General features: G+C 73.6%; 25 protein-coding genes, 1 tRNA gene and 7 pseudogenes. 16 read left to right on the top strand and 17 right to left on the bottom strand.

What is annotated here, in order from left to right; all coding sequences use genetic code 11:
* Positions 1 to 189: 189 nt before the first annotated feature.
* The 9 genes and pseudogenes from U6N30_RS34935 to U6N30_RS30195 form a co-directional block, all read right to left on the bottom strand.
* Positions 190 to 759: pseudogene (locus U6N30_RS34935) on the bottom strand (Na+/H+ antiporter NhaA); the annotation flags it as partial.
* A gap of 200 nt (positions 760 to 959) precedes the next feature.
* Positions 960 to 1,241, bottom strand: coding sequence for a nitrilase-related carbon-nitrogen hydrolase (locus tag U6N30_RS30230; RefSeq protein ID WP_324278543.1), 282 nt, complete (start codon positions 1,239 to 1,241; stop codon positions 960 to 962).
* Positions 1,242 to 1,287: 46 nt separating this feature from the next.
* Positions 1,288 to 1,683, bottom strand: a complete 396-nt coding sequence (locus U6N30_RS30225; protein WP_324275179.1) for a nitrilase-related carbon-nitrogen hydrolase — start codon at positions 1,681 to 1,683, stop codon at positions 1,288 to 1,290.
* Positions 1,680 to 2,903, bottom strand: coding sequence for a pyridoxal phosphate-dependent aminotransferase (locus tag U6N30_RS30220; protein WP_324275178.1), 1,224 nt, complete (start codon positions 2,901 to 2,903; stop codon positions 1,680 to 1,682). The genes U6N30_RS30225 and U6N30_RS30220 overlap by 4 nt, the downstream gene beginning before the upstream one ends.
* A pseudogene (locus U6N30_RS30215) lies at positions 2,900 to 4,334 on the bottom strand (RNB domain-containing ribonuclease). The gene U6N30_RS30220 and the pseudogene U6N30_RS30215 overlap by 4 nt, the downstream one beginning before the upstream one ends.
* 93 nt (positions 4,335 to 4,427) lie before the next feature.
* Complete coding sequence (locus tag U6N30_RS30210; protein ID WP_324275177.1) at positions 4,428 to 4,643, bottom strand: RNA-binding S4 domain-containing protein; 216 nt, start codon at positions 4,641 to 4,643, stop codon at positions 4,428 to 4,430.
* Positions 4,615 to 5,373 carry an MOSC N-terminal beta barrel domain-containing protein gene (locus U6N30_RS30205; RefSeq protein ID WP_324275176.1) on the bottom strand — a complete coding sequence of 253 codons (759 nt, stop codon included), beginning with the start codon at positions 5,371 to 5,373 and terminating at the stop codon, positions 4,615 to 4,617. Before U6N30_RS30205 ends, U6N30_RS30210 begins: the two co-directional genes overlap by 29 nt.
* 7 nt (positions 5,374 to 5,380) lie before the next feature.
* Complete coding sequence (locus tag U6N30_RS30200) at positions 5,381 to 6,298, bottom strand: aldose epimerase family protein (protein WP_324275175.1); 918 nt, start codon at positions 6,296 to 6,298, stop codon at positions 5,381 to 5,383.
* Positions 6,299 to 6,443: 145 nt separating this feature from the next.
* The gene (locus U6N30_RS30195; RefSeq protein WP_324275174.1) at positions 6,444 to 6,908 is read right to left on the bottom strand and encodes a GNAT family N-acetyltransferase; all 465 of its coding nucleotides are present in this window, start codon (positions 6,906 to 6,908) and stop codon (positions 6,444 to 6,446) included.
* A gap of 187 nt (positions 6,909 to 7,095) precedes the next feature.
* On the opposite strand from U6N30_RS30195, the gene U6N30_RS30190 reads away from it, so the two are divergent.
* The 3 genes from U6N30_RS30190 (at position 7,096) to U6N30_RS30180 (ending at position 8,675) form a co-directional block, all read left to right on the top strand.
* On the top strand, positions 7,096 to 7,581 hold the full coding sequence (locus tag U6N30_RS30190) for an acyl-CoA dehydrogenase family protein (protein WP_324275173.1): 486 nt from the start codon (positions 7,096 to 7,098) through the stop codon (positions 7,579 to 7,581).
* The gene (locus U6N30_RS30185; protein WP_324275172.1) at positions 7,578 to 8,123 is read left to right on the top strand and encodes an acyl-CoA dehydrogenase family protein; all 546 of its coding nucleotides are present in this window, start codon (positions 7,578 to 7,580) and stop codon (positions 8,121 to 8,123) included. The genes U6N30_RS30190 and U6N30_RS30185 overlap by 4 nt, the downstream gene beginning before the upstream one ends.
* Positions 8,124 to 8,228: 105 nt before the next feature.
* Complete coding sequence (locus U6N30_RS30180) at positions 8,229 to 8,675, top strand: DUF1707 SHOCT-like domain-containing protein (RefSeq protein ID WP_324275171.1); 447 nt, start codon at positions 8,229 to 8,231, stop codon at positions 8,673 to 8,675.
* A gap of 81 nt (positions 8,676 to 8,756) precedes the next feature.
* On the opposite strand, the gene U6N30_RS30175 is transcribed toward U6N30_RS30180, so the two are convergent.
* Positions 8,757 to 8,837 (bottom strand) — tRNA-Leu (locus U6N30_RS30175).
* Between the two features lie 186 nt (positions 8,838 to 9,023).
* On the opposite strand from U6N30_RS30175, the gene U6N30_RS30170 reads away from it, so the two are divergent.
* The 4 genes from U6N30_RS30170 (at position 9,024) to U6N30_RS30155 (ending at position 11,105) form a co-directional block, all read left to right on the top strand.
* A complete protein-coding gene (locus U6N30_RS30170) occupies positions 9,024 to 9,857 on the top strand; it encodes a DUF3662 and FHA domain-containing protein (RefSeq protein WP_324275170.1) in 834 nt (277 codons plus the stop codon).
* Between the two features lie 19 nt (positions 9,858 to 9,876).
* Positions 9,877 to 10,344, top strand: a complete 468-nt coding sequence (locus U6N30_RS30165) for an FHA domain-containing protein FhaB/FipA (protein ID WP_116452097.1) — start codon at positions 9,877 to 9,879, stop codon at positions 10,342 to 10,344.
* 72 nt (positions 10,345 to 10,416) lie between these two features.
* A complete protein-coding gene (locus U6N30_RS30160; protein WP_324275169.1) occupies positions 10,417 to 10,710 on the top strand; it encodes a PP2C family protein-serine/threonine phosphatase in 294 nt (97 codons plus the stop codon).
* Positions 10,695 to 11,105: a PP2C family protein-serine/threonine phosphatase gene (locus U6N30_RS30155; RefSeq protein ID WP_324275168.1), complete on the top strand. Its 411-nt coding sequence runs from the start codon at positions 10,695 to 10,697 to the stop codon at positions 11,103 to 11,105. Before U6N30_RS30160 ends, U6N30_RS30155 begins: the two co-directional genes overlap by 16 nt.
* Before the next feature lie 82 nt (positions 11,106 to 11,187).
* On the opposite strand, the gene U6N30_RS30150 is transcribed toward U6N30_RS30155, so the two are convergent.
* On the bottom strand, positions 11,188 to 11,757 hold the full coding sequence (locus U6N30_RS30150) for a hypothetical protein (protein ID WP_324275167.1): 570 nt from the start codon (positions 11,755 to 11,757) through the stop codon (positions 11,188 to 11,190).
* Positions 11,758 to 11,813: 56 nt separating this feature from the next.
* On the opposite strand from U6N30_RS30150, the pseudogene U6N30_RS30145 reads away from it, so the two are divergent.
* The 5 genes and pseudogenes from U6N30_RS30145 to U6N30_RS30125 all read left to right on the top strand — a co-directional run bounded on the left by U6N30_RS30145 (position 11,814) and on the right by U6N30_RS30125 (position 17,274).
* Positions 11,814 to 13,228: pseudogene (locus U6N30_RS30145) on the top strand (FtsW/RodA/SpoVE family cell cycle protein).
* 190 nt (positions 13,229 to 13,418) lie between these two features.
* Positions 13,419 to 14,666: a penicillin-binding protein 2 gene (locus U6N30_RS30140; RefSeq protein ID WP_324275166.1), complete on the top strand. Its 1,248-nt coding sequence runs from the start codon at positions 13,419 to 13,421 to the stop codon at positions 14,664 to 14,666.
* Positions 14,666 to 16,411, top strand: a complete 1,746-nt coding sequence (locus tag U6N30_RS30135) for a protein kinase domain-containing protein (protein ID WP_324275165.1) — start codon at positions 14,666 to 14,668, stop codon at positions 16,409 to 16,411. Before U6N30_RS30140 ends, U6N30_RS30135 begins: the two co-directional genes overlap by 1 nt.
* 108 nt (positions 16,412 to 16,519) lie before the next feature.
* Positions 16,520 to 16,867 (top strand): protein kinase domain-containing protein, encoded by a 348-nt coding sequence (locus U6N30_RS30130; protein WP_324275164.1) that lies wholly within the window; start codon positions 16,520 to 16,522, stop codon positions 16,865 to 16,867.
* Complete coding sequence (locus U6N30_RS30125; RefSeq protein ID WP_324275163.1) at positions 16,864 to 17,274, top strand: protein kinase domain-containing protein; 411 nt, start codon at positions 16,864 to 16,866, stop codon at positions 17,272 to 17,274. The genes U6N30_RS30130 and U6N30_RS30125 overlap by 4 nt, the downstream gene beginning before the upstream one ends.
* A 151-nt stretch (positions 17,275 to 17,425) precedes the next feature.
* Here U6N30_RS30125 and U6N30_RS30120 read toward each other — a convergent pair whose 3' ends face one another.
* Complete coding sequence (locus U6N30_RS30120) at positions 17,426 to 17,581, bottom strand: hypothetical protein (RefSeq protein ID WP_324275162.1); 156 nt, start codon at positions 17,579 to 17,581, stop codon at positions 17,426 to 17,428.
* Positions 17,582 to 17,593: 12 nt separating this feature from the next.
* On the opposite strand from U6N30_RS30120, the pseudogene U6N30_RS30115 reads away from it, so the two are divergent.
* Positions 17,594 to 17,674, top strand: a pseudogene (locus tag U6N30_RS30115) (hypothetical protein); the annotation flags it as partial.
* A 65-nt stretch (positions 17,675 to 17,739) separates the two neighbouring features.
* Complete coding sequence (locus tag U6N30_RS30110; protein WP_324275161.1) at positions 17,740 to 18,393, top strand: PASTA domain-containing protein; 654 nt, start codon at positions 17,740 to 17,742, stop codon at positions 18,391 to 18,393.
* Positions 18,394 to 18,466: 73 nt separating this feature from the next.
* Here the strand turns inward: U6N30_RS30110 and U6N30_RS30105 are convergent, their stop codons facing one another.
* Together U6N30_RS30105 and U6N30_RS30100 are read right to left on the bottom strand one after the other, a co-directional pair.
* Positions 18,467 to 19,129 (bottom strand): aminodeoxychorismate/anthranilate synthase component II, encoded by a 663-nt coding sequence (locus U6N30_RS30105; protein ID WP_324275160.1) that lies wholly within the window; start codon positions 19,127 to 19,129, stop codon positions 18,467 to 18,469.
* A gap of 44 nt (positions 19,130 to 19,173) precedes the next feature.
* Positions 19,174 to 19,808: pseudogene (locus U6N30_RS30100) on the bottom strand (DUF881 domain-containing protein).
* A 384-nt stretch (positions 19,809 to 20,192) separates the two neighbouring features.
* Here U6N30_RS30100 and U6N30_RS30095 point away from each other — a divergent pair.
* The gene (locus U6N30_RS30095) at positions 20,193 to 20,348 is read left to right on the top strand and encodes a cell division protein CrgA (RefSeq protein ID WP_324278542.1); all 156 of its coding nucleotides are present in this window, start codon (positions 20,193 to 20,195) and stop codon (positions 20,346 to 20,348) included.
* Positions 20,349 to 20,885: 537 nt separating this feature from the next.
* Here U6N30_RS30095 and U6N30_RS35875 read toward each other — a convergent pair.
* Together U6N30_RS35875 and U6N30_RS30090 are read right to left on the bottom strand one after the other, a co-directional pair.
* Positions 20,886 to 21,349 (bottom strand): annotated as a pseudogene (locus tag U6N30_RS35875) (hypothetical protein).
* Positions 21,232 to 22,043, bottom strand: a pseudogene (locus tag U6N30_RS30090) (thiolase family protein). Before U6N30_RS30090 ends, U6N30_RS35875 begins: the two co-directional pseudogenes overlap by 118 nt.
* Before the next feature lie 85 nt (positions 22,044 to 22,128).
* Between U6N30_RS30090 and U6N30_RS30085 the strand changes: the two are divergent.
* Positions 22,129 to 22,545, top strand: a complete 417-nt coding sequence (locus U6N30_RS30085) for a PH domain-containing protein (RefSeq protein ID WP_324275159.1) — start codon at positions 22,129 to 22,131, stop codon at positions 22,543 to 22,545.
* 11 nt (positions 22,546 to 22,556) lie between these two features.
* Here U6N30_RS30085 and U6N30_RS30080 read toward each other — a convergent pair whose 3' ends face one another.
* Complete coding sequence (locus tag U6N30_RS30080) at positions 22,557 to 23,231, bottom strand: rhomboid family intramembrane serine protease (RefSeq protein ID WP_324275158.1); 675 nt, start codon at positions 23,229 to 23,231, stop codon at positions 22,557 to 22,559.
* Positions 23,232 to 23,236: the final 5 nt, after the last annotated feature.

Below are 23,236 nucleotides of genomic sequence, written 5' to 3'. Positions count from 1 at the left end.
CCGACAGCTTCGCCTCGCGGGCCAGCGCCGGCTCCGGCGACTGCCGGAACGCGCGCGCCAGCGACCCCGCTCGCTCGACCTCGGCCCGGCGCGGCGGGTAGGCGCTGACCAGCAGGCCGAGGACGACGCCGCCGATCGTGGCGTGCACCCCGACTCGTACATCGCCACCCACATCACGGCGCCGACCGCGAAGTAGGCCGGCCCGCGCCACACCTGCATGCGGGACAACCCGATGAACGCCGCCACGCAGAGCGCGGCGACGCCGAGAGCGACCAGATCGATCTCGTCGGAGTAGAAGATGGCGATCGCGCTGAGCGCGCCGATGTCGTCGACCACCGACAGCGACAGCAGGAAGACCCGGAGCTGGACGGGGGCGTTGCGGCCGAACAGCGCCAGGGCGCCGAGCACGAAGGCGGTGTCCGTGGCCATCGGGATCCCCCACCCGACCGCCCCGTCCCCGCCGGCGTTGATGGCCAGGTAGAGCAGCGCCGGGATCACCAGGCCCGCGACCGCCGCCAGCGCCGGGACGGTGAGCCGGCTGCGCTGCACGAGCTCGCCCATGGAGAGCTCGCGGCGCACCTCCATGCCGATGAGGAAGAAGAAGAACACCATCAGGCCGTCGTTGACCCAGTGCTGCAGGTCCATGGCGATCTCGGCATTGCCGAACCGCAGCGCCAGCTCGGTGTGCCAGAGCCGCTCGTAGGAGCTGGCCCACGGCGAGTTGGCCCAGATCAGGGCGGCGAGGGTGGCCGCCACCATGAGGCCGGCCCCGGCGACACCGGAGCGCATCAGCCTCCGAACGGGGGCGGAGAACTGCGCGGCGAGGTGCGCCGACCCGGTGCGGCTCCCGCCGGCGAGCGTGGTCACCCCGCGAACGCTAGGGCCCCGACGTTCCCGGCGGGAGTCCTGGTCGGTCCCCCTGCGATCGGGCAGGAAGCGGAGCCGGTCGCGGGTGGCGGTCACCTCGGCCGGGTCGACGTCGGCCAGCACGATCGTCTCGACCCCGGCCGCCGTGGCCAGCAGCTCCCCATCGGGCTGATGATGCGGCTGTCGCCGGCGTGCTCGGTGCCGTCGCCGGCCGTGCCGACCCGGTTGCAGCCGACGACGTAGGCCTGGTTCTCGATGGCCCGCGCCTGCAGCAGCGTCTGCCAGTGCAGCCGCCGCGGACTGGGCCAGTTCGCCGGCACCAGGTAGACGTCGGTGCCGGGCGCGGCCCGCCAGAAGACGTCGGCGAAGCGCAGGTCGTAGCAGATGAACGGCGTGATCCGGAGGCCCCGATCTGCAGCGTCACCGGCCCTCGCCCGCCCGGAACCGCTCGTGCTCCCCGGCGTGGGTGAACGGGTGCAGCTTGCGGTAGCGGTGCGTGCTGCCGTCCGGCCCGGCGAGGACGAAGGAGTTGTACGGCAGCCCGTCCTCCTGACCGGCGTCCGCGGCGATCTCGGGGCAGCTGCCGCCCACCCACACCCCGTGCTCGGCGGCCTGCCCGGCCAGGAACCGCGCCGAGGGGCCGTCCTCGGGTTCCCCGATGCCCGGCGTCATGGAGAACCCGGTGCTGAACGTCTCGGTGAGCAGCACCAGCTCCGCGCCCGCCCCGACGGCGCGGGCGACCTGCGGGGCCAGGCGTGCGAAGTTGGCGTCCCGGTCCTCCCACACGATGTCGTGCTGCACCGCCGCGATCCTCATGATCGTCCACTCCCCTTCCTGCCCAGCCCGGTCAGCCGTTCCACCGCGTCCGCCAGCACCGCGTCGCTCTTGCAGAAGGCGAACCGGACGAGGTGCCGGCCCAGGTGCGCGTGCTCCGGCGCGTAGAAGACCACGGTCGGGACGCCGACCACCCCGGCGCGCTCGGGCAGCGCGCGGCAGAACGCCAGCCCGTCGCCGTCGGGCTGGACCGGGCGGACGTCCACCGTGGCGAAGTAGGTGGCCTCCGGGCTGATCACGGGGAGCCCGGCCCCGGCCAGCCCCTGGACCAGCACGTCCCGGCGGTACTGGAGGTCGCGGGCGACGCCGGCGAAGTAGGCGTCCGGCAGCGCCAGGCCGGCCGCGACGGCGGGCTGGAAGGGGCCGCCGTTGACGTAGGTGAGGAACTGCTTGGCGGTGCGGACGGCGGCGACGAGGGGCGCAGGTCCGCAGATCCAGCCGATCTTCCAGCCCGTGACGTTGAACGTCTTCCCGGCGCTGCCGACCACGAGCGTGCGCTCGCGCATGCCGGGGAGCGTCGCCATCGACACGTGCTCGGCGTCGTCGAACACCAGGTGCTCGTAGACCTCGTCGGCGAGGACCAGCAGGTCGTGCTCGACCGCGGCCTCGGCCAGCAGGGTGAGCTCCTCGCGGGTGAACACCTTGCCCGTCGGGTTGTGCGGGGTGTTGAGCAGCAGGATCTTCGTCCGCGGCGTGATGGCCGTCCGCAGGTCGGCGGGGTCGAACGTCCAGGAGCCGGCCGGGTCGGTGGACGACGACGGAGCCGGCGGGTGCAGCGGCACCGGCCGGGCGACGCCGCCGGCCATGGCGATGCCCGCGGCGTAGCAGTCGTACATCGGCTCGAAGAGCACCACCTCGTCGCCGTTCTCCAGCAGCGCGAGGAGGGCGGCCGACAGGGCCTCGGTGGCGCCGGCGGTGACCAGCACCTCCGTCTCGGGGTCGTGCGACGGCCCGCCGAAGCGCTGCACGTGCGCGGCGATCTCCTGCCGGAGCTCGGGGATGCCGGGGCCGGGCGGGTACTGGTCGGCTGCGGTGCCGATCGCGGCCCGGGCGACGTCGAGCACCTCCGGCGGGCCGGGGTAGTCGGGGAAGCCCTGGCCGAGGTTCACCGAGCCGGTGGCCACGGCGAGCGCGCTCATCTCGGCGAAGACCGTCGTCCCGAAGCCCTGCAGCCGGGCCGACAGGTACGGGGCCCGGCTCATCCGGCTCCCTCCAGGGCGAAGCGCACGGTCCGGCCGGTGACGTCGGCCTGCTCGAGCCGCACCTGCACGCGCGTGCCCGGGCGCAGTCCTCGCCGGTGCACCGGCCGCGGATCGCCAGGTCGTCCAGGACGACGGTGCCCCGGCCGTCCTCGGCGTCGACCACCACGGCGGAGAAGGTCTCGCCCTCCCGTCCGCGCAGCAGCCACGCCTCGGTCGCGTCGAGCACCGCGCGCTCGACGTCCCTGGTGCGCCGGTCGGAGGCAGCCATCAGCGCCGGCAGCTCGGGCAGGGCCGCCCGCAGCTCGGGATCGGGTTCCCGGCCGGCAGCCAGCGCGAGGCAGACCTCCGTGCCGAACCGGTCGACCAGCCGCCGCAGCGGCGCGGTGACGTGCGCGTACGGCGCGCCCACCCCGCCGTGTCCCGGCTGCCCGGGCGGTGCGCCGTCGAACGCGGTGTAGGCCGCGCCGCGCAGCAGCGTGACCGCCTCCTCGAGGAAGGCCGCGTGGCCCGGCCGGGCCGGGTCGAGCCCGGCGATGACGGCGCCCGGTCCGGCGCCGTCCGGCCAGTCCACCCCCAGCGCCGGGGCGAGCAGGCGGAGCCGGTCGACGTCCTGGGGCCGCGCCGGCGGGAGCGTCCGCAGCAGACCGACGCGACCCTCGAGCATCAGCCCGGCGGCGCACCGCCCGGTGAGCAGCGAGATCTCGGCGTTCCAGCCCTCGACGGGCAGGTCACCGCGGAGCACCAGCGTCCACCCGCCGTCCGGCGTCGCCTCGACCTCCTGGTCGGGGGTGCCGAGCTCGATGGCGCCGCGCTCGGCGGCCCGACGCTGGAGCAGCGCGCCGAGGGTGGGCAGCAGGGCGAGCGGCTCGGGCAGCGTCCCGGCGTCGGCCTGGGCCTGCACCGACGGGTAGTCCAGCTGGGCCCGGCTGCGCACGCGGGCCCGGCGCAGGTCGACCCGCACCGGCTCGCCGTCGGCGTCCAGGTCGATGGTCCAGAGCGCGGCGGCGCGCAGCTGCCCCGGCAGCAGGCTCGCCGCCCCTCGCTCAGCACCGGCGGGTGCAGCGGCGTGCGGCGGTCGGGACTGTAGAGCGTCTGCCCGCGGCGGCGGGCCTCGGCGTCCAGCGGTCCGCCCAGCTGCACCACCGCGCCGACGTCGGCGATCGCGTAGCTGACCCGGTAGCCGTCCTCCAGGAGCGCCAGGTGCACGGCCTGGTCGAGGTCCCGGCTGCCGACCGGGTCGAGGGTGACGAGCGGGACGTCGGTGGCGTCGAGCTCGGGCAACGGCGGCCGGGCGGCGCGGCGCTCGGCCTCGGCCAGGACCTCGCCGGGGAACTCCTCCGGGACGTCGAACTCCGCGCGGATCCCCGCGAAGTCCGGCTCCTCACCGGCGGCCACCGGCCACCGGGGCACACGGACGGGGGCGCGGACCATGCCGTCAGCCTGGCAGAGCAACCGGTTCCACGTGGAACCACGGCCGCCTGCAGGGGCCCACCGCGCGCGCGTGAGTGGTGGGAGCAGGAGTCCTCACCCGATGCGGACGTCCTCCATGCCGTCGATCTGCACGACGTCGCCGTGGTGCAGCTGCCGGCCGCGGCGCTCCTCGGGCTCGCCGTTGACCCGGACCGCGCCGGAGAACAGCACGTCCTTCACCTGGGCGCCGGTCGGGACCGCGTCGACGAGCTTGAGCAGCTGCCCGACCCGGATGGTGTCCTCACCGGGGCGGAGGTCGACGGCACGCATGCCCCTCAGTCTGCCGATCCGTCGAGCAGCAGGGGATCGCCGGGGCGCACGGTCCCGGCGCTGAGGACGGCGGCCCGCACGGCGAGCAGCCCTCGCGCTCGCGGTGGATGTCCTTCAGCACCGAGGTGTCGCGGGCGATGCCGCCGGGCTGCGGTCGGGTGGTCATGACGCAGCGGGGGATCGGGACACCGAACCGCAGCCGCACCGTGCCGAGATCCGCTTCCTGCCCCCGCAACCCGTCCTCGCCGTCGCCGTCGAGGACGACGTTGGCCCGGAACCGTCGGCGGTCCCAGGTGCCGAGCGTGCCCGTCGAGACCAGGGACAGCCGGATGCGCGGGCTGTCGTGGAACGGTCCGGGTGCGCCCTCCCACTGCAGCCACTCGGTCGGGTCGGGCACCTCCTCGTCGACGGGCGCCTCGTAGGTGGGTGCCGCATCGTCGTCGTCGGGTGCCGCCCGCAGCTCCACCCGACGCCCCAGCCAGTCCGAGAGAACGGTCTCGTCGGTGGTCACCGTGCCGTCGGGCAGCACGACCTCCACCCCGCCGTCGGCGCGCAGCCGGGCGGAGCCGAACAGCAGCTCGGGCACCCGCCGGGCGGTCAGGCCCAGACCGGTGTCGCGGTCGAACAGCGCCCATCCCCGGTCGCCGGCGATGCCGAGCGGGCCGATCTCCGCCTCGTCCAGCCGCTCGCCCTGCAGCGACTTGACCGGGTAGCGCCAGAGTTCCAGCACGCGCACGTCAGGCCGCCGTCCAGGACAGGGTCCAGGTGCCCGCCCACTCCTGGCCGGGCTCGAGGACGAGCAGGTCGACGCCGTCGGCCAGCGAGTTCGGCGGGCACGTCATCGGCTCGACCGCGAGGGTCCGGCGGTACCGGCCCTCCGGGAGCACGTCGCCGGTGAACACCTGCAGCCACGACCACGCGCCGTCGACCGCCAGCTCGAGCTCGCCCGCCGAGCCGCGCAGCCGGGTGCGCGCCCAGCCGTCGTCGTCCCGGACGAGGTCGGTGAGGGCGTCGTCGATCTCGCGGTCGCCGATCCGCCCGACGCCGCCGTCGAACGGTGTCCGGTTCCCGGTCGGCAACCCACCGTGGAGCTCCAGCAGCGTGCGGACCGGCACGGTCAGCTCGGCGTCGCCGATCCCGCCGTCCCGCGTCGCGCCGACGGAGAGGTAGGGGTGCATCCCCGCGCCGAGCGGGGCGGCCTCGGTGCCGACGTTGCGCGCCCGGACGGTGACCGTCAGCCGGTCGGGGGCCAGCCGGTAGTCCACCGCGCCGGCGAGGCGGAACGGGTAGCCGGGGTGCGGCTCGATCACGGTCCCGACGGTGACGGCGTCGGCCGCGGACTCCAGCACCGTCCACGGCTGAGAGGTGACGAGGCCGTGGATGGCGTGCGGCGCCTCGGGCGAGGCGACCTCCAGTTGGAGGTCCTGGCCGGACCACGCCCAGCGGCCGTCGCGGAGCCGGTTGGGCCACGGCAGGAGCACCGCACCCGGGTAACCCGCGGCCACCGTGCCGGCGGGGTAGGTGTCGAGCAGCTCCCAGTCCCCCACCGCCAGCCGGCGCACGCCACCGCCGCGCAGATCGACGGCCAGGTCGGCCGCGCCGGCGGTCAGCCGGACGTCGGTGGGCTCGGACTCGGGCCACGCATGCTGGGACATGCCGATCAGCTCACCACAGCAGGGGCAGCCGGTCAGCGGGGAACACCGGCGCCGGCTCGCCGACCAGCCGGATGCCGGCCTCCTCGGCGTAGGTCCGGCCGTGCCGCGCGAGCACCGCCGCGGCCGTCTCTCCGGGGTACCCGCGTCACCGCCGGTCGAGGACCCGTTCGAAGAAGAGACTGTCCGTGGCGTCCGGGTCGCCGACGTAGCCGCCGAAGGCCCCGATCGGCAGGTAGCCGGTCGAGGAGTACAGCCCGATCGCCTCCGGCTGCAGCGGGCCGGTCTCCAGTCGCAGCGTCGTCCAGCCCTGCTGGCGGGCGGCGCCCTCCAGTGCCTCGAGCACCGCCCGGGAGACGCCCCGCCCACGAGCGGCCGGCACCACGTACATGCGCTTGACCTCGGCCACGCCGTCGGCGAGCGCTCGCAGGGCGCCGCAGCCCAGCGGCGTCCCGTCGTCGTCCCGGGCCAGCAGGACGACGCTGACGTCGGCCGCCGACGGGTGCGTGCCCGGCTCGTCCTTGCCGCCGTACCGCGCCCGCACCTCGACCTGCTGATCGGTGGTCAGCCGCTGGACGTCGGGGTCGTCCCAGGCCGCCCGGTGGATCTGCACGCGAGGATCCTGCCAACCGCGTCGTACCGTCCTGGGTACCGCCTGATCCGAGGAGCACCGTGCCGGTCGACCGCGAACTGCCCACCCCCGAGGCGCACGACCTTCTCGCGCTCACCCGCGAGCTGGCCGACGCCGAACTCGCCCCGAAGGCCGCGCAGTACGAGCGCGAGGAGCGCTTCCCCGCGAGGTGTTCCGCACCCTGGGGGACGCCGGGTTGCTGGGGCTGCCGTTCGGCGAGGACGTGGGCGGCGGCGGGCAGCCGTACGAGGTCTACCTGCAGGTGGTCGAGGAGCTGGCCGCGCGATGGGCCAGCGTGGCCCTGGGCGTCAGCGTGCACACCCTCGCCTGCTTCCCGATCGACCGGTTCGGCACCGACGCCCAGCGTCGCGACCTGCTGCCGGACATGGTCGGCGGGCAGCTGCTCGGCGCCTACTGCCTGTCGGAGGCGCACGCGGGCTCCGACCCCGCGGCCATGCGGGCCGCCGCCAAGGCGAGCGAGGGCGGGTGGCAGGCCAACGGGGAGAAGGCCTGGGTCACCCACGGCGGGCACGCCGACTTCTACTCGACCTTCCTGCGCACGCCGGACGACGGCGAGCGGGCCATCTCCTGCTTCCACCTGACGCCGGACCTCGCCGGCTTCTCCCCGCCAGGCCCGAGGAGAAGATGGGGATGACCGGGTCCACGACGGCCGCGATCCGCCTCGACGACGTCTCCGTGCCCGCCGACCGCCTCGTGGGCGACCGCGGCCGGGGGCTGTCCATCGCGCTCGCCGCCCTCGACTCCGGCCGCCTGGGCGTCAGCGCCGTCGCGGTCGGCCTCGCCCAGTCCGCCCTCGACGTCGCCGTCCGGTACGCCGGGGAGCGGGAGGCGTTCGGCCGGCCGATCATCGACCACCAGGGCGTGGCGTTCCTGCTCGCCGACATGGCTGCGGCCGTCGAATCCGCCCGGGCCACCTACCTGGTCGCCGCCCGCCGCAAGGACGCCGGCAAGGAGTACGGCCGCCAGGCGAGCATCGCCAAGCTGGTGGCCACCGACGCCGCCATGAAGGTCACCACCGACGCCGTCCAGGTGCTGGGTGGCGCCGGCTACACCCGCGAGTTCCCCGCGGAGCGCTACATGCGCGAGGCGAAGGTGATGCAGATCTTCGAGGGCACCAACCAGATCCAGCGGATGGTCATCGGCAAGGCGCTGGCCCGCGAGGCCGCAGCTAGCTGACGCCCGGCCGCCGGGCGTTCTGCACATCGAAGCCGTGACGTCCGTCAGTGGACCTGGCGGGGCGGCACGGACGAGACTGGGAGCTCCCGCACCAGGAGAGCAGCGATGCCCGAGCCCCACCTGCGCGCCGCGGACGCCGACCGCGCCGCCGTCGCCGACGTCCTCGGCCGGCACATGTCCGCCGGACGGCTGACCGTGGCCGAGTACGACGAGCGCCTGGCGCGCGCCTACGCGGCGAAGACCTACGGCGAACTGGAGTCACTCACCGCTGACCTGCCCGCCGCGGTCCCGGATCACCGGCCGGATCCCCTGCCCACCCCCAGCGCGGGGTCGACGGTCGCCCGGCACGGCTGGGACGGCGACCCGCACTCCTGGCGCTCGTGGCTGACCACGTCCTTGATCGTGGTCACGATCTGGGCGGCGACCTCGCTGGCCAGCTGGGAGTTCCACTACTTCTGGCCGGTGTGGGTGATCGGCCCGTGGGGTGCGGTCCTGCTGGCGCAGACCCTCACCGGAGCGAAGGGCGACGCGCACCACGACCGGCCGGCCTGAGCGCTCCGGGACGCGGAGCACCCCGGACGCAGAGAACCCCGCCTCCGGAGGCCCGGGAGACGGGGTGCTGGTCGAACTGGGTGGGCAAGGGGGAGTTGAACCCCACGTCCTTTCGGACACACGGACCTGAACCGTGCGCGTCTGCCATTCCGCCACTTGCCCTGGCGCCCGACGAGATTAGCAGCCGGGGGCCGCAGCCCGGCCGGGGGGCGTCGTTCCCCCGGCGATGGCGCCGCTCCGGAAGTGTCGTGCGGGGAGTCGCGAGTTACCGGCCGGTCCGCCCGGCACGTCCCGGCTACGATCACGGTTGGCACAACGGGACGACAGGCCGAGCGTAAAGGAGCGACTGTGGGTGTGCTGCAGCGCTTCGAGCGACGCCTCGAAGGCATGGTCGGGCTGGCCTTCGCCCGGCTGTTCAAGGGCAAGGTGCACCCGGCCGAGATCGCCAAGGCCCTCCAGCGCGAGGCCGACGAGCAGAAGTCCGTCATGGGCGAGGGCCGCGTGCTGGCGCCCAACGTCTACGTCGTGACCCTGGGCCGCACCGACTTCGAGCACCTCGGGCAGTGGTCGGACCAGCTGGCCGGCGAGCTGGCCGACATGGTCACCGAGCACATCGACGACGAGGGCTACCAGGTCTTCGACAAGGTCACCGTCCGGCTCGAGGAGGACGCCGACCTCCCGACGGGCGTCTTCGAGGTCAGCTCCCACGTCGCCGACCCGGCCCGTCCCCCGGCGCGCGACGACTTCGCCGTCGCCGCTCCCCCGCGCCCACCGACCGGTGCCCACCCGCCGCTCCCGCCGCTGCCCCCGCTCCCGCCGCTGCGCGGCCGGGTGGCCACCGACACCGGCAAGCAGGGCCCCTCGTTCACCGGACGCGCGGGCCAGCGGCCCGGGGTCACGCACGTGCTGGTGGTCGACGGCCCGGGCACCCGGCACGAGCTCACCACCGGCCGGAACGTGATCGGCCGCGGCACGGAGGCCGACATCCGGCTGCCCGACACCGGGGTCAGCCGCAAGCACGTCGACGTCGTCCTCGACGGCGGCACCGCGACCGTCGAGGACCTCGGCTCCACCAACGGCACGCTGGTCAACGGCCGGCGGGTCAACCGGCACGCCCTCTCCGACGGCGACGTCATCCGGATCGGCCACTCGGTCCTGGTGTACCGGGCGGAAGGCCCGTGAGCGGATCGGCGATGGTGCCGTGAGCGAAATCGTCCTGCAGGTCTTCCGGTTCGGGTTCCTGCTGCTGCTCTGGCTGTTCATCTTCGCTGCCTTCCGCGTGGTCCGCGCCGACCTGTTCGGCGGGCGCACCGGTCGCGTGGCGTCGGTACCGCCCCGTGCCGCCGCGGCGGTCACCGGCAGGAAGCGTGGCCAGCGCGGCCCCAAGACGCTCGTGGTCACCGCCGGTCCGCTGACCGGCACGAAGATCACCCTCGGCGACCAGCCGATCCTCATCGGCCGGGCCGACGACTCGACCCTGGTGCTCACCGACGACTTCGCCAGCTCCCGCCACGCCCGCCTGACCAACCGCGGTGGCCAGTGGTACGTGGAGGACCTCGGCTCCACCAACGGCACCTACCTCGACCAGCAGCGCGTGCAGGGTCCCCTGCTGGTGGGTCCCGGTCAGCCGATCCGCATCGGGCAGACTGCCCTGGAGCTGCGCACGTGAGCACACGCGCCGGCTCCGTCAGAAGGACAGCCATCGGGCGCACACGCCCCCGAGCGCCAGCGAGGTGGATGCATGAGCCTCGTCCTGAGGTATGCGGCGCGCTCGGACCGCGGCCTGATCCGCGGCAACAACCAGGACTCCGTCTACGCCGGCCCCCGGCTGCTCGCCGTCGCCGACGGCATGGGCGGGCACGCGGCCGGCGACGTCGCCAGCAAGGTGGTCATCGCCGCGCTGGAGCACCTGGACGACGACGCGCCCTCCGGCGACATGCTGCAGGCGCTGCGCGAGGCGGTCTTCGAGGGCAGCGAGCACCTGCGCGAGGTCATCCGCGAGTCCCCCAGCTCGAGGGCATGGGAACCACGCTGACGGCGATCCTCTTCGCCGGCGGCCGGCTGGCCCTGTGCCACGTCGGCGACTCCCGCGCCTACCTGGTCCGCGACGGCCAGCTCTCGCAGATCACGCACGACGACACGTTCGTGCAGACCCTGATCGACGACGGCCGGATCACCGCCGAGGAGGCGAACAGCCACCCCCAGCGGTCCCTGCTGCTGCGGGCCCTCAACGGGCAGGAGGTCGAGCCCGACCTCTCCATGCGCGAGGTGCGGGACGGCGACCGCTACCTGCTGTGCTCCGACGGGCTGTCCGGCGTGGTCAGCGAGGAAACCTCTTCGAGGCGCTCAAGGACCCCGATCCCCAGTCCACGGCCGACCGGCTCATCGAGCTGGCCCTGCGCAGCGGCGGGCCGGACAACATCACGGTGATCGTCGCCGACGTGGTCGAGGACACCGGAGGCCGCGGCCGGCTCGACCCCGTGATCGACGGCGCGGCCGGCGACAACGTCGGTCAGCGCCAGGTGGACAACCGCTCGGCCGCCGGCCGGGCGGCGCTCGCCGATCCGCAGCCCCCGGCCCCGCCACCACCCACACCGCCGACGGGCGGCGGCTCCTCCGCCCGCCGCCGCCCGCTACGACTTCTCCTGGTGGCGGTGGCAGCTCTCGTCGTGCTCGTGGCGGGAGCTGTCGGTATGTACGTGTGGGCGCTCGGGCACTGGTTCGTCGGTGTGGAGGGCAGCGGGGACGAGGAGCAGGTGGCGGTCTTCCGCGGCCTGGACGTCTCCATCGTCGGCTTCGACTTCTTCGAAGTCGACCGGACCAGCGGCATGGCGGTCACCGACCTCACGCCCGCCGCCCGCAACCGGGTCCGTGGCGGCATCACCGCCGACGACGCCGACGACGCCGACCGGATCCTCGCCGCGCTGCGCGCGCAGCGACTCCCGCTCTGCCCCTCCAGCGCATCGGCCGAGCAGGCCCCGGAGGAGTCCACCGCGACGCCGACACCCGAGCCCACCGGCTTCCCGGACGCACCGCTGACGACCGAGGGCGTCCCCGGGGACAGCGAGCCGTCGCCGACCACGTCGGCACGAACGACGACGTCGTCCGTGCCGGGGAGAACTGCCGGGAGGCCGACTGATGGCCGGGCCGGCGACCGATCCGCGGGGCACCGCGACCGGGCAGTCCGTCCCGACCCGTCGCGGGACCGAGGCGCTGCTGCTCGGCTTCGCCGTCCTGATCACCGTCGTCGCGCAGTGCATCGTCGACCTGACCATCACCGGCTCGCTGCGCCCGGAGATGGCCGGGTTCAGCGTCTGGATCACCGCGCTGTGGGTGGTCGCGCACCTCGTCATCCGCAAGTGGGCCCCCTACGCCGACCCGCTCCTGCTGCCCGCGGTCGCGCTCCTCGTGGGTCTCGGGCTCACCGTCATCCACCGGCTCGACCTCGCCGCCGAGCAGGTCGACAGCGACATCACCCGCGAGGACGCCCCGGTCCAGCTGATCTGGGCAACCCTCGGTGTGGCGCTCTTCGTGGCCTTCCTGGTGTTCGTCCGCGACCACCGCACGCTCTCGCGCTACGCCTACACGCTGGCCCTCGGCGGGCTCGCCCTGCTGGCGCTCCCGGCCCTGCTGCCGGCCTCCATGTCGGAGGTCAACGGCGCCAAGATCTGGATCCGGGTCGCCGGCTTCTCGATCCAGCCCGGCGAGTTCGCCAAGATCTGCCTGATCGTCTTCTTCGCCGCCTACCTGGTCGACAAGCGCGACGTCCTGGCGCTGGCCAGCCGCCGGGTCGCCGGCATCGAGCTGCCCCGCGGTCGCGATCTCGGCCCGGTGCTCGTGGCGTGGATCCTGTCGATCCTGGTGCTGGTCTTCGAGCGCGACCTCGGCAGCTCGCTGCTGCTGTTCGGCATCTTCGTGGTGATGCTCTACGTCGCCACCGAGCGCTCGAGCTGGCTGCTCATCGGCGTCGGCCTCTTCGCCGGCGGCGCGTTCATCGCCTACCAGGTCTTCGGTCACGTGCGGGCCCGCGTCGACACCTGGCTCGATCCCTTCGCCTACCAGGACGGCGCGGGCTACCAGCTGGTCCAGTCGCTGTTCGGGCTCGGCACCGGGGGCATCTTCGGGGCGGGCCTCGGCGGGGGCGGCCCGACCAGGTGCCGGTCGCCAAGAGCGACTTCATCGCCTCGGCCGTCGGCGAGGAGCTCGGCCTGTTCGGCCTGGTCGCCGTGATCATCGTCTACCTGATCCTCGTCGAACGCGGGCTGCGGACCTCCCTCGTCGTCCGGGACGCCTTCGGCAAGCTGCTCGCCGCCGGGCTGGCCTTCGCGGTCGCCTGGCAGGTCTTCGTGGTCCTCGGCGGCGTCACGGGGCTGCTGCCGCTCACCGGTCTGACCACGCCCTTCCTGGCCTACGGCGGGTCCTCGCTGGTGGCGAACTTCGTCCTCGTGGCCGTGCTGGTACGCATCAGCGACGCGGCCCGGCGGCCGGCCACCCCGCAGGCGCCGCCGCCGGTGCGTCTCGGTGATGCGCCCACCGAGGTGGTCACGCCGTGAACGCCCCGCTGCGCAAGGTCGCGATCAGCGTGCTCGTGCTGTTCACGCTGCTGATCATCAACGTCAACATCATCCAGGTCGTGCGCTCGGACGAGCTGCGCACCGACCCTCGAACACCCGCGTACTGGCCGCGGCGTACGACCGGGAACGTGGGTCCATCGTCGTCGACGGCACCGCGATCGCCGAGTCGGTGCCCACCGACGGCCGGCTCAAGTACCTCCGGCAGTACCCGCAGGGCCCGTTGTACGCGGCGGTCACGGGGTACCACTCGCTCATCTACAACAACTCGCAGCTCGAGTACGCGGAGAACGACGTCCTCTCCGGGTCCGACGGGCGGCTGGCCCTGCGCCGCCTGGCCGACATGTTCACCGGCCGCGACCCGGCCGGCGGCGACGTCGTCCTGACCCTGGACCCCGCCGTCCAGGAGGCCGCCATGGCCGGTCTCGAGGGCGTCACCGGAGCCGTCGTCGCCCTGGACCCGTCCACCGGGGCCGTCCTCGGCATGGCGAGCACGCCGTCCTACGACCCGACCCTGCTGTCCAGCCACGACCCGGCGGCGATCCGCGCGTACTGGGAGGAACTGGAAGCGGCCGAGATCGACCCGCGGCGGAACCGCGCGATCGGCGACAACTACCCGCCCGGCTCGCTGTTCAAGGTGATCGTTGCGGCGGCCGCCCTCGAGGACGGCCTCACGCCCGACTCCGTGGTGCCGGCGCCCCGCGAGCTCCCCTCCCGAACAGCAGCCGGGTCATCCCCAACTTCGGCGGCTCGGCGTGCAGCCCCAGCGGGGAACAGTCCTCATCGACGCCCTCACCATCTCCTGCAACACCGCCTTCGCCCAGCTGGGGATCGACATGGGCGAGGAGCGCGTCCGCGAGATGGCCGAGGCGTTCGGCATGGACGGCGAGGGTTTCGAGATCCCCTGGACGTCGCGCCCAGCGGCGTGGGCGACATCGTGGACGACGCCGCCCTCGCCCAGACCTCCATCGGCCAGCGCGACGTCCGCATGACCCCTCTGCAGGCGGCGATGATCGCGGCCACGGTGGCCAACGACGGCGTGCAGATGAAGCCCTACCTGGTCGACCAGGTGCAGGCGCCCGACCTCACGGTCATCGACTCCACCGAGTCCGAGGTGTGGCGGGAACCGATCTCCGCCGAGGTCGCCAACCAGCTGACCGAGATGATGGTCAGCGTCGTCGCCGACGGTTCCGGCCGGGCCGCCCGGATCCCCGGGATCGAGGTGGCCGGCAAGACGGGCACCGCCCAGGTCAGCGAGGACGTCGCGGACCACACGTGGTTCATGGGCTTCGCGCCCGCCGACGACCCGCAGATCGCCGTCGCGGTGTTCGTGGCCAACGGGGGCGGCACCGGCGGCGAGCGGTCGGCGCCGATCGCCCGCCAGGTCATCGAGGCCTACCTCGACGGGCAGGGCGGCTGATGGCGCTGTCCACCGGGAGCCTGCTCGCCGGCCGCTACGAGATCACCGCCCCCATCGCCGTCGGCGGGATGGGCGAGGTCTGGAAGGCCCGCGACCGGGTCCTGGACCGGATCGTCGCCGCCAAGGTGCTCAAGAGCGAGTACACCAACGACCCCAGCTTCCTCGCGCGCTTCCGCAACGAGGCCCGGCACACCGCCGCCCTGACCCACCCGAACATCGCCTCGGTCTACGACTACGGCGAGACCGTCGACGACACCGGGACCCAGCAGCTGGCGTTCCTCGTCATGGAGTTCGTCGAGGGTCAGCCGCTGGTGACGATCCTGCACGACGAGGGAGCCCTGCCCGTCGACTGGACGCTGTACGTGCTCAGCCAGTCCGCCGACGGGCTGTCGGCGGCGCACCGGGCCGGTGTGGTGCACCGCGACATCAAGCCGGGCAACCTCATGGTCCGGCCCGACGGCGTGGTGAAGCTGACCGACTTCGGCATCGCCCAGGCCCGGGACACCACCCCGCTGACCCGCACCGGCATGGTGGTCGGGACCGCGCAGTACCTCTCCCCGGAGCAGGCGCAGGGCCTGGAGGTCACCGCGGCCTCCGACGTCTACTCGCTCGGCGTCGTCGCCTACGAGTGCCTGACCGGGGCCCGCCCGTTCGACGGCACCTCGCAGGTGGCCATCGCGCTGGCCCACATCAACCGGCCCCCGCCGCCGCTCCCCGCCCACGTCCCCCGGCGGTGCGGCTGCTGGTCGAGCGAGCGCTGGCCAAGGACCCCGCCGACCGGTTCACCGACGGCGGCGCCTTCGCCGAGGCCATCCGCCGGGTGGCGGCCGGGGAAGCCTCGCGCCCGTCGCCGGCCCGACCACCGCGCCCGCCCAGGTGGTCGCCGGCGCGGGCCTGGCCGACTCGCTGACCCAGGTGATCCCCGCGACCGGCACCGCGTCGGCGGCGGCCGGCCGGGGCGGCCCCCGACGGGCGCCGCCCGGCCCATGCCACCGCTGCACGCGAACCCCGAGGACGACGACTGGTACCCCGAGGACGAGCCGGCCCGCGGCCGCGACCGGCGGAGGACCTATGCCTGGGTCGCGGCCGCGGTCGTCCTCGTCCTCCTGCTCGCGGGAGGCGCCTGGTTCCTGCTGGGCAGCGGCGACCGAGGCAGGAACGACGACGCCGCCGGCGCCACGACCTCTGCCAGCGCCAGCACGTCCGGCGTCGCCGGCGTCCCGCTGGACGGGACCGCCTACATCGGCCGTCCGGCCGTCGAGGTCCGGGCCGAGCTCGAGGGCGCCGGGCTCGTGGTCGAGGAGGAGGGCGCGGACGCCGACCAGCTGGCCTCCTCCGGCCAGCCCCTGGACGCCGGGGACGTGGCGGCGCTCGACCCGTCCGGCGGCACCGTGCCGCCCGGCAGCGAGGTCACCCTCTTCGTCGCCGCGGAGGCGTACTCCCCGGACGGGGGGACGAAGAGGAGCCGGCTCCCACGCCCACCCCTTCCGCCACGCCCACCAGCTCAGCCCCGCGCACCACAGCCACCTCCTCCAGCAGCACGTCGACGTCCACCGCCTCGTCGACCTCGCCGACGGCGACGACGACGACGCAGCCCGGCAGGCCAGAACCCGAACCGGAACCCGAACCGGAACCGGAACCCGAACCGGAACCGGAACCGGTCGATCCTGCGGCTGATGGGGAGGTCGTGGCACCGTGATCCAGGCTGCCGGGATCTCCCAGGATTCGGCGTGGCCAACGGTTAGGCTCGCCGTCGGCTCCCTGCCTGCCGGGGTCCCCGCCCGGCGGGGTCCCCGCCCGCTCGTCGAGGCCCTCGCCCGGACGACGCACCGCCCCGCCCGAGAGGACCTCCGATGACCACGCCGCAGGTGCTCGGCGAGCGCTACGAGATCGGTGGCGTCCTGGGTCGGGGTGGCATGGCAGAGGTCCACCGCGGCCGCGATCTGCGGCTCGGCCGCGAGGTGGCCGTGAAGGTGCTGCGTCACGACCTCGCCCGCGACCCGTCCTTCCAGGTGCGGTTCCGCCGCGAGGCGCAGGCGTCGGCGTCGCTCAACCACCCAGCGATCGTCGCCGTCTACGACACCGGCGAGGACCGCACCAGCACCGGTGCGACTCCCTACATCGTCATGGAGTACGTCGAGGGCGAGACGCTGCGCGACGTGCTGCGCCGGGAAGGGCACCTCTCCCCGAGCGTGCGATGAGCCTCTCGGCCGACATCTGCGGCGCCCTCGACTTCAGCCACCGCAACGGCATCGTGCACCGGGACGTGAAGCCCGGCAACGTGATGATCACGCCCCAGGGCACGGTCAAGGTGATGGACTTCGGCATCGCCCGGGCCGTCTCCGACTCCGCCGCCACGATGACCTCGACGGCGGCGGTCATCGGCACCGCGCAGTACCTCTCGCCCGAGCAGGCCCGCGGCGAGAGCGTCGACGCGCGCTCCGACGTCTACTCCCTCGGCTGCATGCTCTACGAGCTCGTGACCGGCGCACCGCCGTTCACCGGCGACTCCCCGTGGCCGTCGCCTACCAGCACGTGCGCGAGGACCCGAAGCTGCCCTCCTCGATCAACCGGCAGGTCCCGCCCGAGCTCGACGCGATCCTGCTGAAGGCCATGAGCAAGAACCCGGCCAACCGGTACCAGTCGGCCGCCGAGATGCGCAACGACCTGCTCCGCGCGCTGGCCGGTCAGCGGGTCGAGGCGACCCCGGTCATGGGCGACGAGGAGAAGACCACCATCCTCGCGGCCACCCCCGGCGGCTACGGCGACGACCGCTGGGACGACGAGGACGAGCTGGAGCGCAAGCGCCGGAAGCGGCGCATCATCGCGATCGTCTCCGTGCTGGCCGTGCTGCTGATCGGCGCCGTGATCGCCGTCGCCGTCGCGATGAGTGGCGAGGACCCGCCGGCGGCCACCCTCAGGTCCAGGTGCCCAGCGTCGTCGGGCAGCAGCAGGCCGCGGCCGAGCAGGCGATCGAGGGCGCCGGCCTGGTGGTCGGGGAGGTCGAGCAGCAGGTCACGCAGAACGAGGCCGAGGTCGGTGCCGTCATCCGGACGACCCCGCCGGCGGCGCGATGGTCGACGAGGGCACCGAGGTCGGCCTCACCGTCGGCGTCGCCCCGGACACCATCGCCGTGCCCAACGTGGTCGGCCTGGACGAGGAGCGTGCCCGGAGCACCCTGGAGGAAGCAGGCTTCACCAGCATCAACTCGCGGCAGGCCGAGTCTCTCGAGGAGGAGGGGCAGGTCGTCGCGGTGGATCCGGGTGAGGGCGAGCAGGTCGAGCCCAGCACGCCTCTCACCCTGCAGGTCTCCACCGGCACCATCGAGATGCCCGACGTGACCGGTCAGAACCAGGACGCCGCGACGCAGACGCTGCAGTCGGCCGGCATCAGCAACATCGCCACCGAAGAGGTCGACTCCGACCAGCCGGCCGGCACGGTGGTCACCAGCAATCCCGCGGCGGGCAATCAGGTGGGTGCCGACACCCGGGTCGTCCTCCAGGTCTCCGGCGGCCCGGCGGCCGAGCCGATGCCCGACCTGATCGGTGTGCCCGAGGCCGATGCACGGAGTGGGCTCGTCGCCCGCGGCGTCAGTCCGGCCGACATCGTGGTCCAGTACGTCCCCGCCGAGCCCGGCGAGGTTCCTGGTGAGGTCGTGGAGCAGTCCGTCGACCCTGGCACCGAGCTGACTCCGGGCACGACCGTCACCCTCACCGTGGCGCAATAGGCGGCGGCACACCGGAACGGCAGAAGGGGCGCCTCCCGCTACGGGAGGTGCCCTTCTGCCGTTCCGGCCGGGCTCAGGCGGTGGCGGCCGACAGCCGTCGCACGGAGGCCGACGCGGCGTCCACGACGGCGGGGTCAGGCTCGAGGCCGCAGGCGGCCAGCCAGGTGGCCAGCATCCGGTGCCCGCCCTCGGTGAGGACGGACTCGGGGTGGAACTGGACGCCCTCGATGGGCAGCTCCCGGTGCCGCAGGGCCATGACGATCCCCGACGGCGTCGCGCCGGTGACCTCGAGTTCGGCGGGCACCGTGGCCGGGTCGACGGCGAGCGAGTGGTACCGGGTGGCGGTGAAGGGAGACGGGAGCCCGGCAAGCACGCCGTCACCGTCGTGCACGACCTGGCTGGTCTTCCCGTGCAGCAGCTCCGGCGCACGCACCACCACGGCGCCGAAGGCCTCGGCGATGGCCTGGTGACCCAGGCAGACCCCCAGCACCGGCGTTCCCGCCTCGGCCGCGGCCCGCACCATCGGCACGGTGACGCCGGCGCCGGCAGGCGTCCCCGGGCCAGGCGAGAGGAGCACCCCGGCGACCTCGAGGTCGGCGAGCTCGTCGACGTCGACGGCGTCGTTGCGCCGGACGATGCAGCGGACGCCGAGCTGTCCCAGGTACTGGACCAGGTTGTAGACGAAGCTGTCGAAGTTGTCGACGACGAGGACCGGACGGTCCGCGGCAGTCGTCACTCGAGTTCCTCTCATCCGGTGGCTCCACACCTGAGGGAGTCGGCTCAGCCGGAGGTGGCGAACTCCAGGTCCAGGGCCCCATCGTAGGCGGGCAGCTCGACCACCGGTCGCTCGCGCACCGTGAAGGTGAGGCCGAAGGCGTCGACGGCCTGCTGGAACACCGCCACCTGCGGCGAGGCCGCCAGCTGCGCCCGCACCGCGGAGGGGTCGGCGATCGCGGTCACGACGAACGGAGGGAGTAGGTGCGGCCCTGTAGCAGGAGTGTGTTTCCGACGCAGCGCACCGCGCTGGTGGCGATGAGCCGCTCGTCCATGATGGCGACCCCGTCGGCCGCGGCCGCCCACACCGCGTTGACGACGGCCTGCACGTCGGACTGGTGGATGACCAGGTCGTCGGCGCGGGCGTTGGCCGGCCGGCTGCCGTCGGGCCGGGACGGGGCGTCGTCCAGCGTGATGACGACACCGGGGCCGGTGAGCGGCACCAGGGCCGCCGACAGCGCGCCTGCCTCTCCGGCGCTCTGCGCGGCCGCCACGTCGGTGTCGCGGGACCCGGCCTGGCTGGTGAGCCGCTCGACCTGCCGCTGGAGCTGCCCCAGCTGATCGTCCCGATCGGCGATCGCACTGGTGCGCTGGTCGATGAGCTCGGAGAGTTCAGTGATCTCACCGGCCCGGAGGTCCATGCCCTGGGCGGTCCGGCCGGAGGTGGCGAACAGGAGGCCGGCGAGGAGGGCCACGACGGGCACCAGCGCACCCCAGGCGGAGATCCGGCCACCTCGCAGGACGGAGCCCCGGACCAGGGACCGGGGAACGGCGAACGCTGCACGGACACCTCCTCGGGGAACTCCTGCGGTGCGCCGGCATGTGCCCGGACCCGACGTCCCCTCACAGCTTAGGCTGGGAACAGTTCCGGCCGGAGGTGACAGCCCGGCCCACGGAAGGAGTCCGCCGGTGCCCAAGTCCAAGGTCCGCAAGAAGTCGGCCTACACGCCCCCGAGGGCGTACTGCAATCACGCTCTGCACAGGGGCGAGCGGTGCAGCCCAGCCCGCGGTGGTTCGCGCCGGTGATGGTCGGGCTGATGCTGATCGGCCTGCTGTGGATCGTCGTCTACTACGTCGCAGGCGACCAGATCCCGCTCATGGTCTCGCTGTCCGCGTGGAACTTCGCGATCGGTTTCGGCGCCATGGTCGCCGGACTGATCATGTCGATGCGCTGGCGCTAGCTCCCGACCTCCGCGGAGGCCCTCGTCCCCGCCAGGGACGGGGGCCTCTGTCGTCGTGGCCCCCGTCCCTGGCGTCGGCCGGCACGCGAGCCGGTGAACGGGGCGGGGTCTCGTTCTGTGCACAGACGAACGCTGCGTCCACAGGTCGACATGACGCTCCACCCCCAGGGTTGTCCACCGAGTGTGGAGAGACGGAACGGACCCGGACTGCTCTGACCTGCGGAAACGCCTCTCGTGAGGCTCCTGTGACAGGAGCACCACGGGGGTAACTACAGCAGTGTGAGTCTGTCCCCAGCTGTGCATGGAGCTGTGGACGTGTCGACAAGGACGTACGGCCGGGACGGTGACCGACCGGTCACGGCACCCCGCTGACCTGCGGGTACGTGGACCACGGTGGCGCCTGAGCCCCGAGTGACGGCGCGGCCGGTACCGTTCCGTCGCGGCGCGGACGTCGTCCCCACCCCCGGGGGCCAGGCACCCCGGAGATGGCTCAGGGCGGCCGCCGCGAGGGACGACCGCCCTGAGCGGAGGGGAACGTCAGCCGTCGACAAGCTCCAGGACGGTGGCGTTGGCCATGCCGCCGCCCTCGCACATCGTCTGCAGGCCGTACCGGATGCCGTGCGCCTGCATCTGATGGACGAGCGTGGTCATGATCCGCGCGCCCGATCCCCCAGCGGGTGTCCGAGGGCGATCGCGCCGCCGCGCGGGTTGAGGCGGCCGGCGTCGGCACCGATGTCGGCCAGCCACGCCATGGGCACCGGCGCGAACGCCTCGTTGACCTCGTAGACGCCGATGTCGTCGATCGACAGCCCGGAGCGGGCGAGGACCTTCTGCGTCGCGGGGATCGGCGCGGTCAGCATGATCACCGGGTCGTCCCCGGCCATCACCGTGGTGTGGATCCGCACGAGCGGGGTGAGCCCCAGCTCCCGGGCCTTCTCGCTGGTGGTGACCAGGAGGGCCGCGGCGCCGTCGGAGATCTGGCTGGCGTTGCCCGCGCTGATGACGCCGTCCTCCTTGAAGGGGTCTTCAGGGATCCGAGCTTCTCCAGCGTGCCGCCGGGCCGGATGCCCTCGTCGGCGCTCACGACCGTGCCGTCGGGCGTCGTGACCGGCGCGATCTCCTCGTCGAAGGCCCCGTCGGCCTGGGCCTTGGCGGCCTTCTCGTGGGACGCCAGCGAGAACTCGTCGAGCTCGGTGCGCGAGAAGCCCCAGCGCTCGGCGATCATCTCCGCACCGACGCCCTGGTTCGGGTACACGCCGTCGTAGCGCTCCAGGTACCGGGGGCCGAGCGGCTTCCCGGCCGACCCGTCACCGCGCGCAGCCCCCATCGGCACCCGGCTCATCGACTCGACGCCACCGGCGACGACGACATCGGCCTGCCCGCTGATCACCGTGGCCGCCGCGAACGCCACCGCCTGCTGGGACGAGCCGCACTGGCGGTCGATCGTCGTGCCGGGGACGCTCTCCGGCCAGCCCGCCGCCAGGGAGCGTTGCGGCCGATGTTGAACGTCTGCTCGCCGACCTGGCTCACGCAGCCCCAGAACACGTCCTCGACCACGGCGGGGTCGATGCCCGACCGTTCGGCCAGGACGCTGAGCACGTGCGCGGAGAGGTCGACGGCGTGCACGCCGGACAATCCTCCGCCGCGCTTGCCCACGGGCGTCCGGACGGCGGTACAGATGACGGCATCTCGCATGGTCGAACTCCTCGACGACGGTCCGGGCGCCGAACGGTCAGCCCTGACCGATCGTAGAACGGCCCGGCGGTGGCAGGCTCCGGCCATGACGTGGTCTCCGCCCGCCCGGGACACCGCTGCCTCGGCCTTCCTGGGCGTCCTCCTCGCGGTGGGCGTCCCGTTCGTCGTCGATGCGCCGGGCCGGATCCTGGCCGTCGCCGGCGCGGTCCTGCTCCTCGCCATGACGGCCCGCGACCTGCTGACCCGGCCGCGGCTGGCCGCCGGTCCCGACGGGGTCGTCGTCCGGCGGCTCACCGGTCGCACCGTCCTGCCCTGGCCGGGCCTGCGGGTGCGGGTGCGGGAGACCCGGCGGTTCGGGCTGCGCGGCCGGACCCTCGAACTGGACACCGCCACCGGACCCGAGGGCGACGGCACGCTGGTCGTGCTCGCCCGTCGAGACCTGGGGGCCGACCCCGAAGCGGTGGCCCGCGCGCTGTGGAAGCTGGACCCGACGGTCCGCTAGATGCCGGTCCGCTAGATGCTGAGCACGGCGACCGTCGGGGCCGTCACGGCCACGACCGCCAGGACGACACCGAGCAGGGCGAGTCCCGGGAGCTGCAGATCCGTCCGCCGCCGGGTCGCGACGAGGACACCCGCGGCCAGTGCGCCGGCCACGAGCCCACCCAGGTGACCGAGCAGCGAGACGCCGGGCAGGAAGCTGATGAACACGTTGATGGCCAGCAGCGTCAGCAGGCCTCGGATGTCCTGCCGGCTGGCCAGCAGCAGCACGCCCAGGGCCCCCAGGAGCCCGTAGATGGCCGTGGAGGCGCCGGCGACGTATCCGCCCGGGTTGCCGAACAGCTGGATCGCCACCGCGCCGCCCAAGGCGGAGACGAGGTAGAGGCCCAGGAACCGCCACCGGCCCAGCTGACGTTCCAGCTCGGAGCCGAAGAGGAGCAGCGCGAGCATGTTCATCGCCAGGTGTACGGGCCCGATGTGGAGGAAGGCCGCGGTGATCGGCCGCCACCACTCGCCGAGCTGCACGAGGACGGGCATCTGGGCCAGGTCGGCGAAGACCGGGGACTGGTAGTTGTCCGCGGGCGGGTTGCCCACCGATGCCGCCGAGATCGCGGTCACGACGAACATCACGACGTTGGCCGCGATCAGGCCGAGCGTGATGACACCCCAGCGGCGCCCCGCCGTCCGCAACCCGC

Origin of the sequence: Blastococcus brunescens, from assembly GCF_035320885.1 — a bacterium.
Taxonomy (GTDB): Bacteria; Actinomycetota; Actinomycetes; order Mycobacteriales; family Geodermatophilaceae; genus Blastococcus_B; species Blastococcus_B brunescens.
This window is presented reverse-complemented; position numbering and strand designations above follow the sequence as displayed.

Excerpts from the sequence above, each read along its gene's own strand:
- U6N30_RS30185 (WP_324275172.1), top strand. The coding sequence starts at position 7,578 with ATGACCGGGTCCACGACGGCCGCGATCCGCCTCGACGACGTCTCCGTG.
- U6N30_RS30155 (WP_324275168.1), top strand. The coding sequence starts at position 10,695 with ATGGGAACCACGCTGACGGCGATCCTCTTCGCCGGCGGCCGGCTGGCC.
- U6N30_RS30135 (WP_324275165.1), top strand. The coding sequence starts at position 14,666 with ATGGCGCTGTCCACCGGGAGCCTGCTCGCCGGCCGCTACGAGATCACC.
- U6N30_RS30180 (WP_324275171.1), top strand. The coding sequence starts at position 8,229 with ATGCCCGAGCCCCACCTGCGCGCCGCGGACGCCGACCGCGCCGCCGTC.
- U6N30_RS30220 (WP_324275178.1), bottom strand. The coding sequence starts at position 2,903 with ATGAGCCGGGCCCCGTACCTGTCGGCCCGGCTGCAGGGCTTCGGGACG.
- U6N30_RS30125 (WP_324275163.1), top strand. The coding sequence starts at position 16,864 with ATGAGCCTCTCGGCCGACATCTGCGGCGCCCTCGACTTCAGCCACCGC.
- U6N30_RS30085 (WP_324275159.1), top strand. The coding sequence starts at position 22,129 with ATGACGTGGTCTCCGCCCGCCCGGGACACCGCTGCCTCGGCCTTCCTG.
- U6N30_RS30095 (WP_324278542.1), top strand. The coding sequence starts at position 20,193 with ATGGTCGGGCTGATGCTGATCGGCCTGCTGTGGATCGTCGTCTACTAC.
- U6N30_RS30225 (WP_324275179.1), bottom strand. The coding sequence starts at position 1,683 with ATGAGGATCGCGGCGGTGCAGCACGACATCGTGTGGGAGGACCGGGAC.
- U6N30_RS30130 (WP_324275164.1), top strand. The coding sequence starts at position 16,520 with ATGACCACGCCGCAGGTGCTCGGCGAGCGCTACGAGATCGGTGGCGTC.
- U6N30_RS30160 (WP_324275169.1), top strand. The coding sequence starts at position 10,417 with ATGAGCCTCGTCCTGAGGTATGCGGCGCGCTCGGACCGCGGCCTGATC.
- U6N30_RS30200 (WP_324275175.1), bottom strand. The coding sequence starts at position 6,298 with ATGTCCCAGCATGCGTGGCCCGAGTCCGAGCCCACCGACGTCCGGCTG.
- U6N30_RS30210 (WP_324275177.1), bottom strand. The coding sequence starts at position 4,643 with ATGCGTGCCGTCGACCTCCGCCCCGGTGAGGACACCATCCGGGTCGGG.
- U6N30_RS30110 (WP_324275161.1), top strand. The coding sequence starts at position 17,740 with ATGGTCGACGAGGGCACCGAGGTCGGCCTCACCGTCGGCGTCGCCCCG.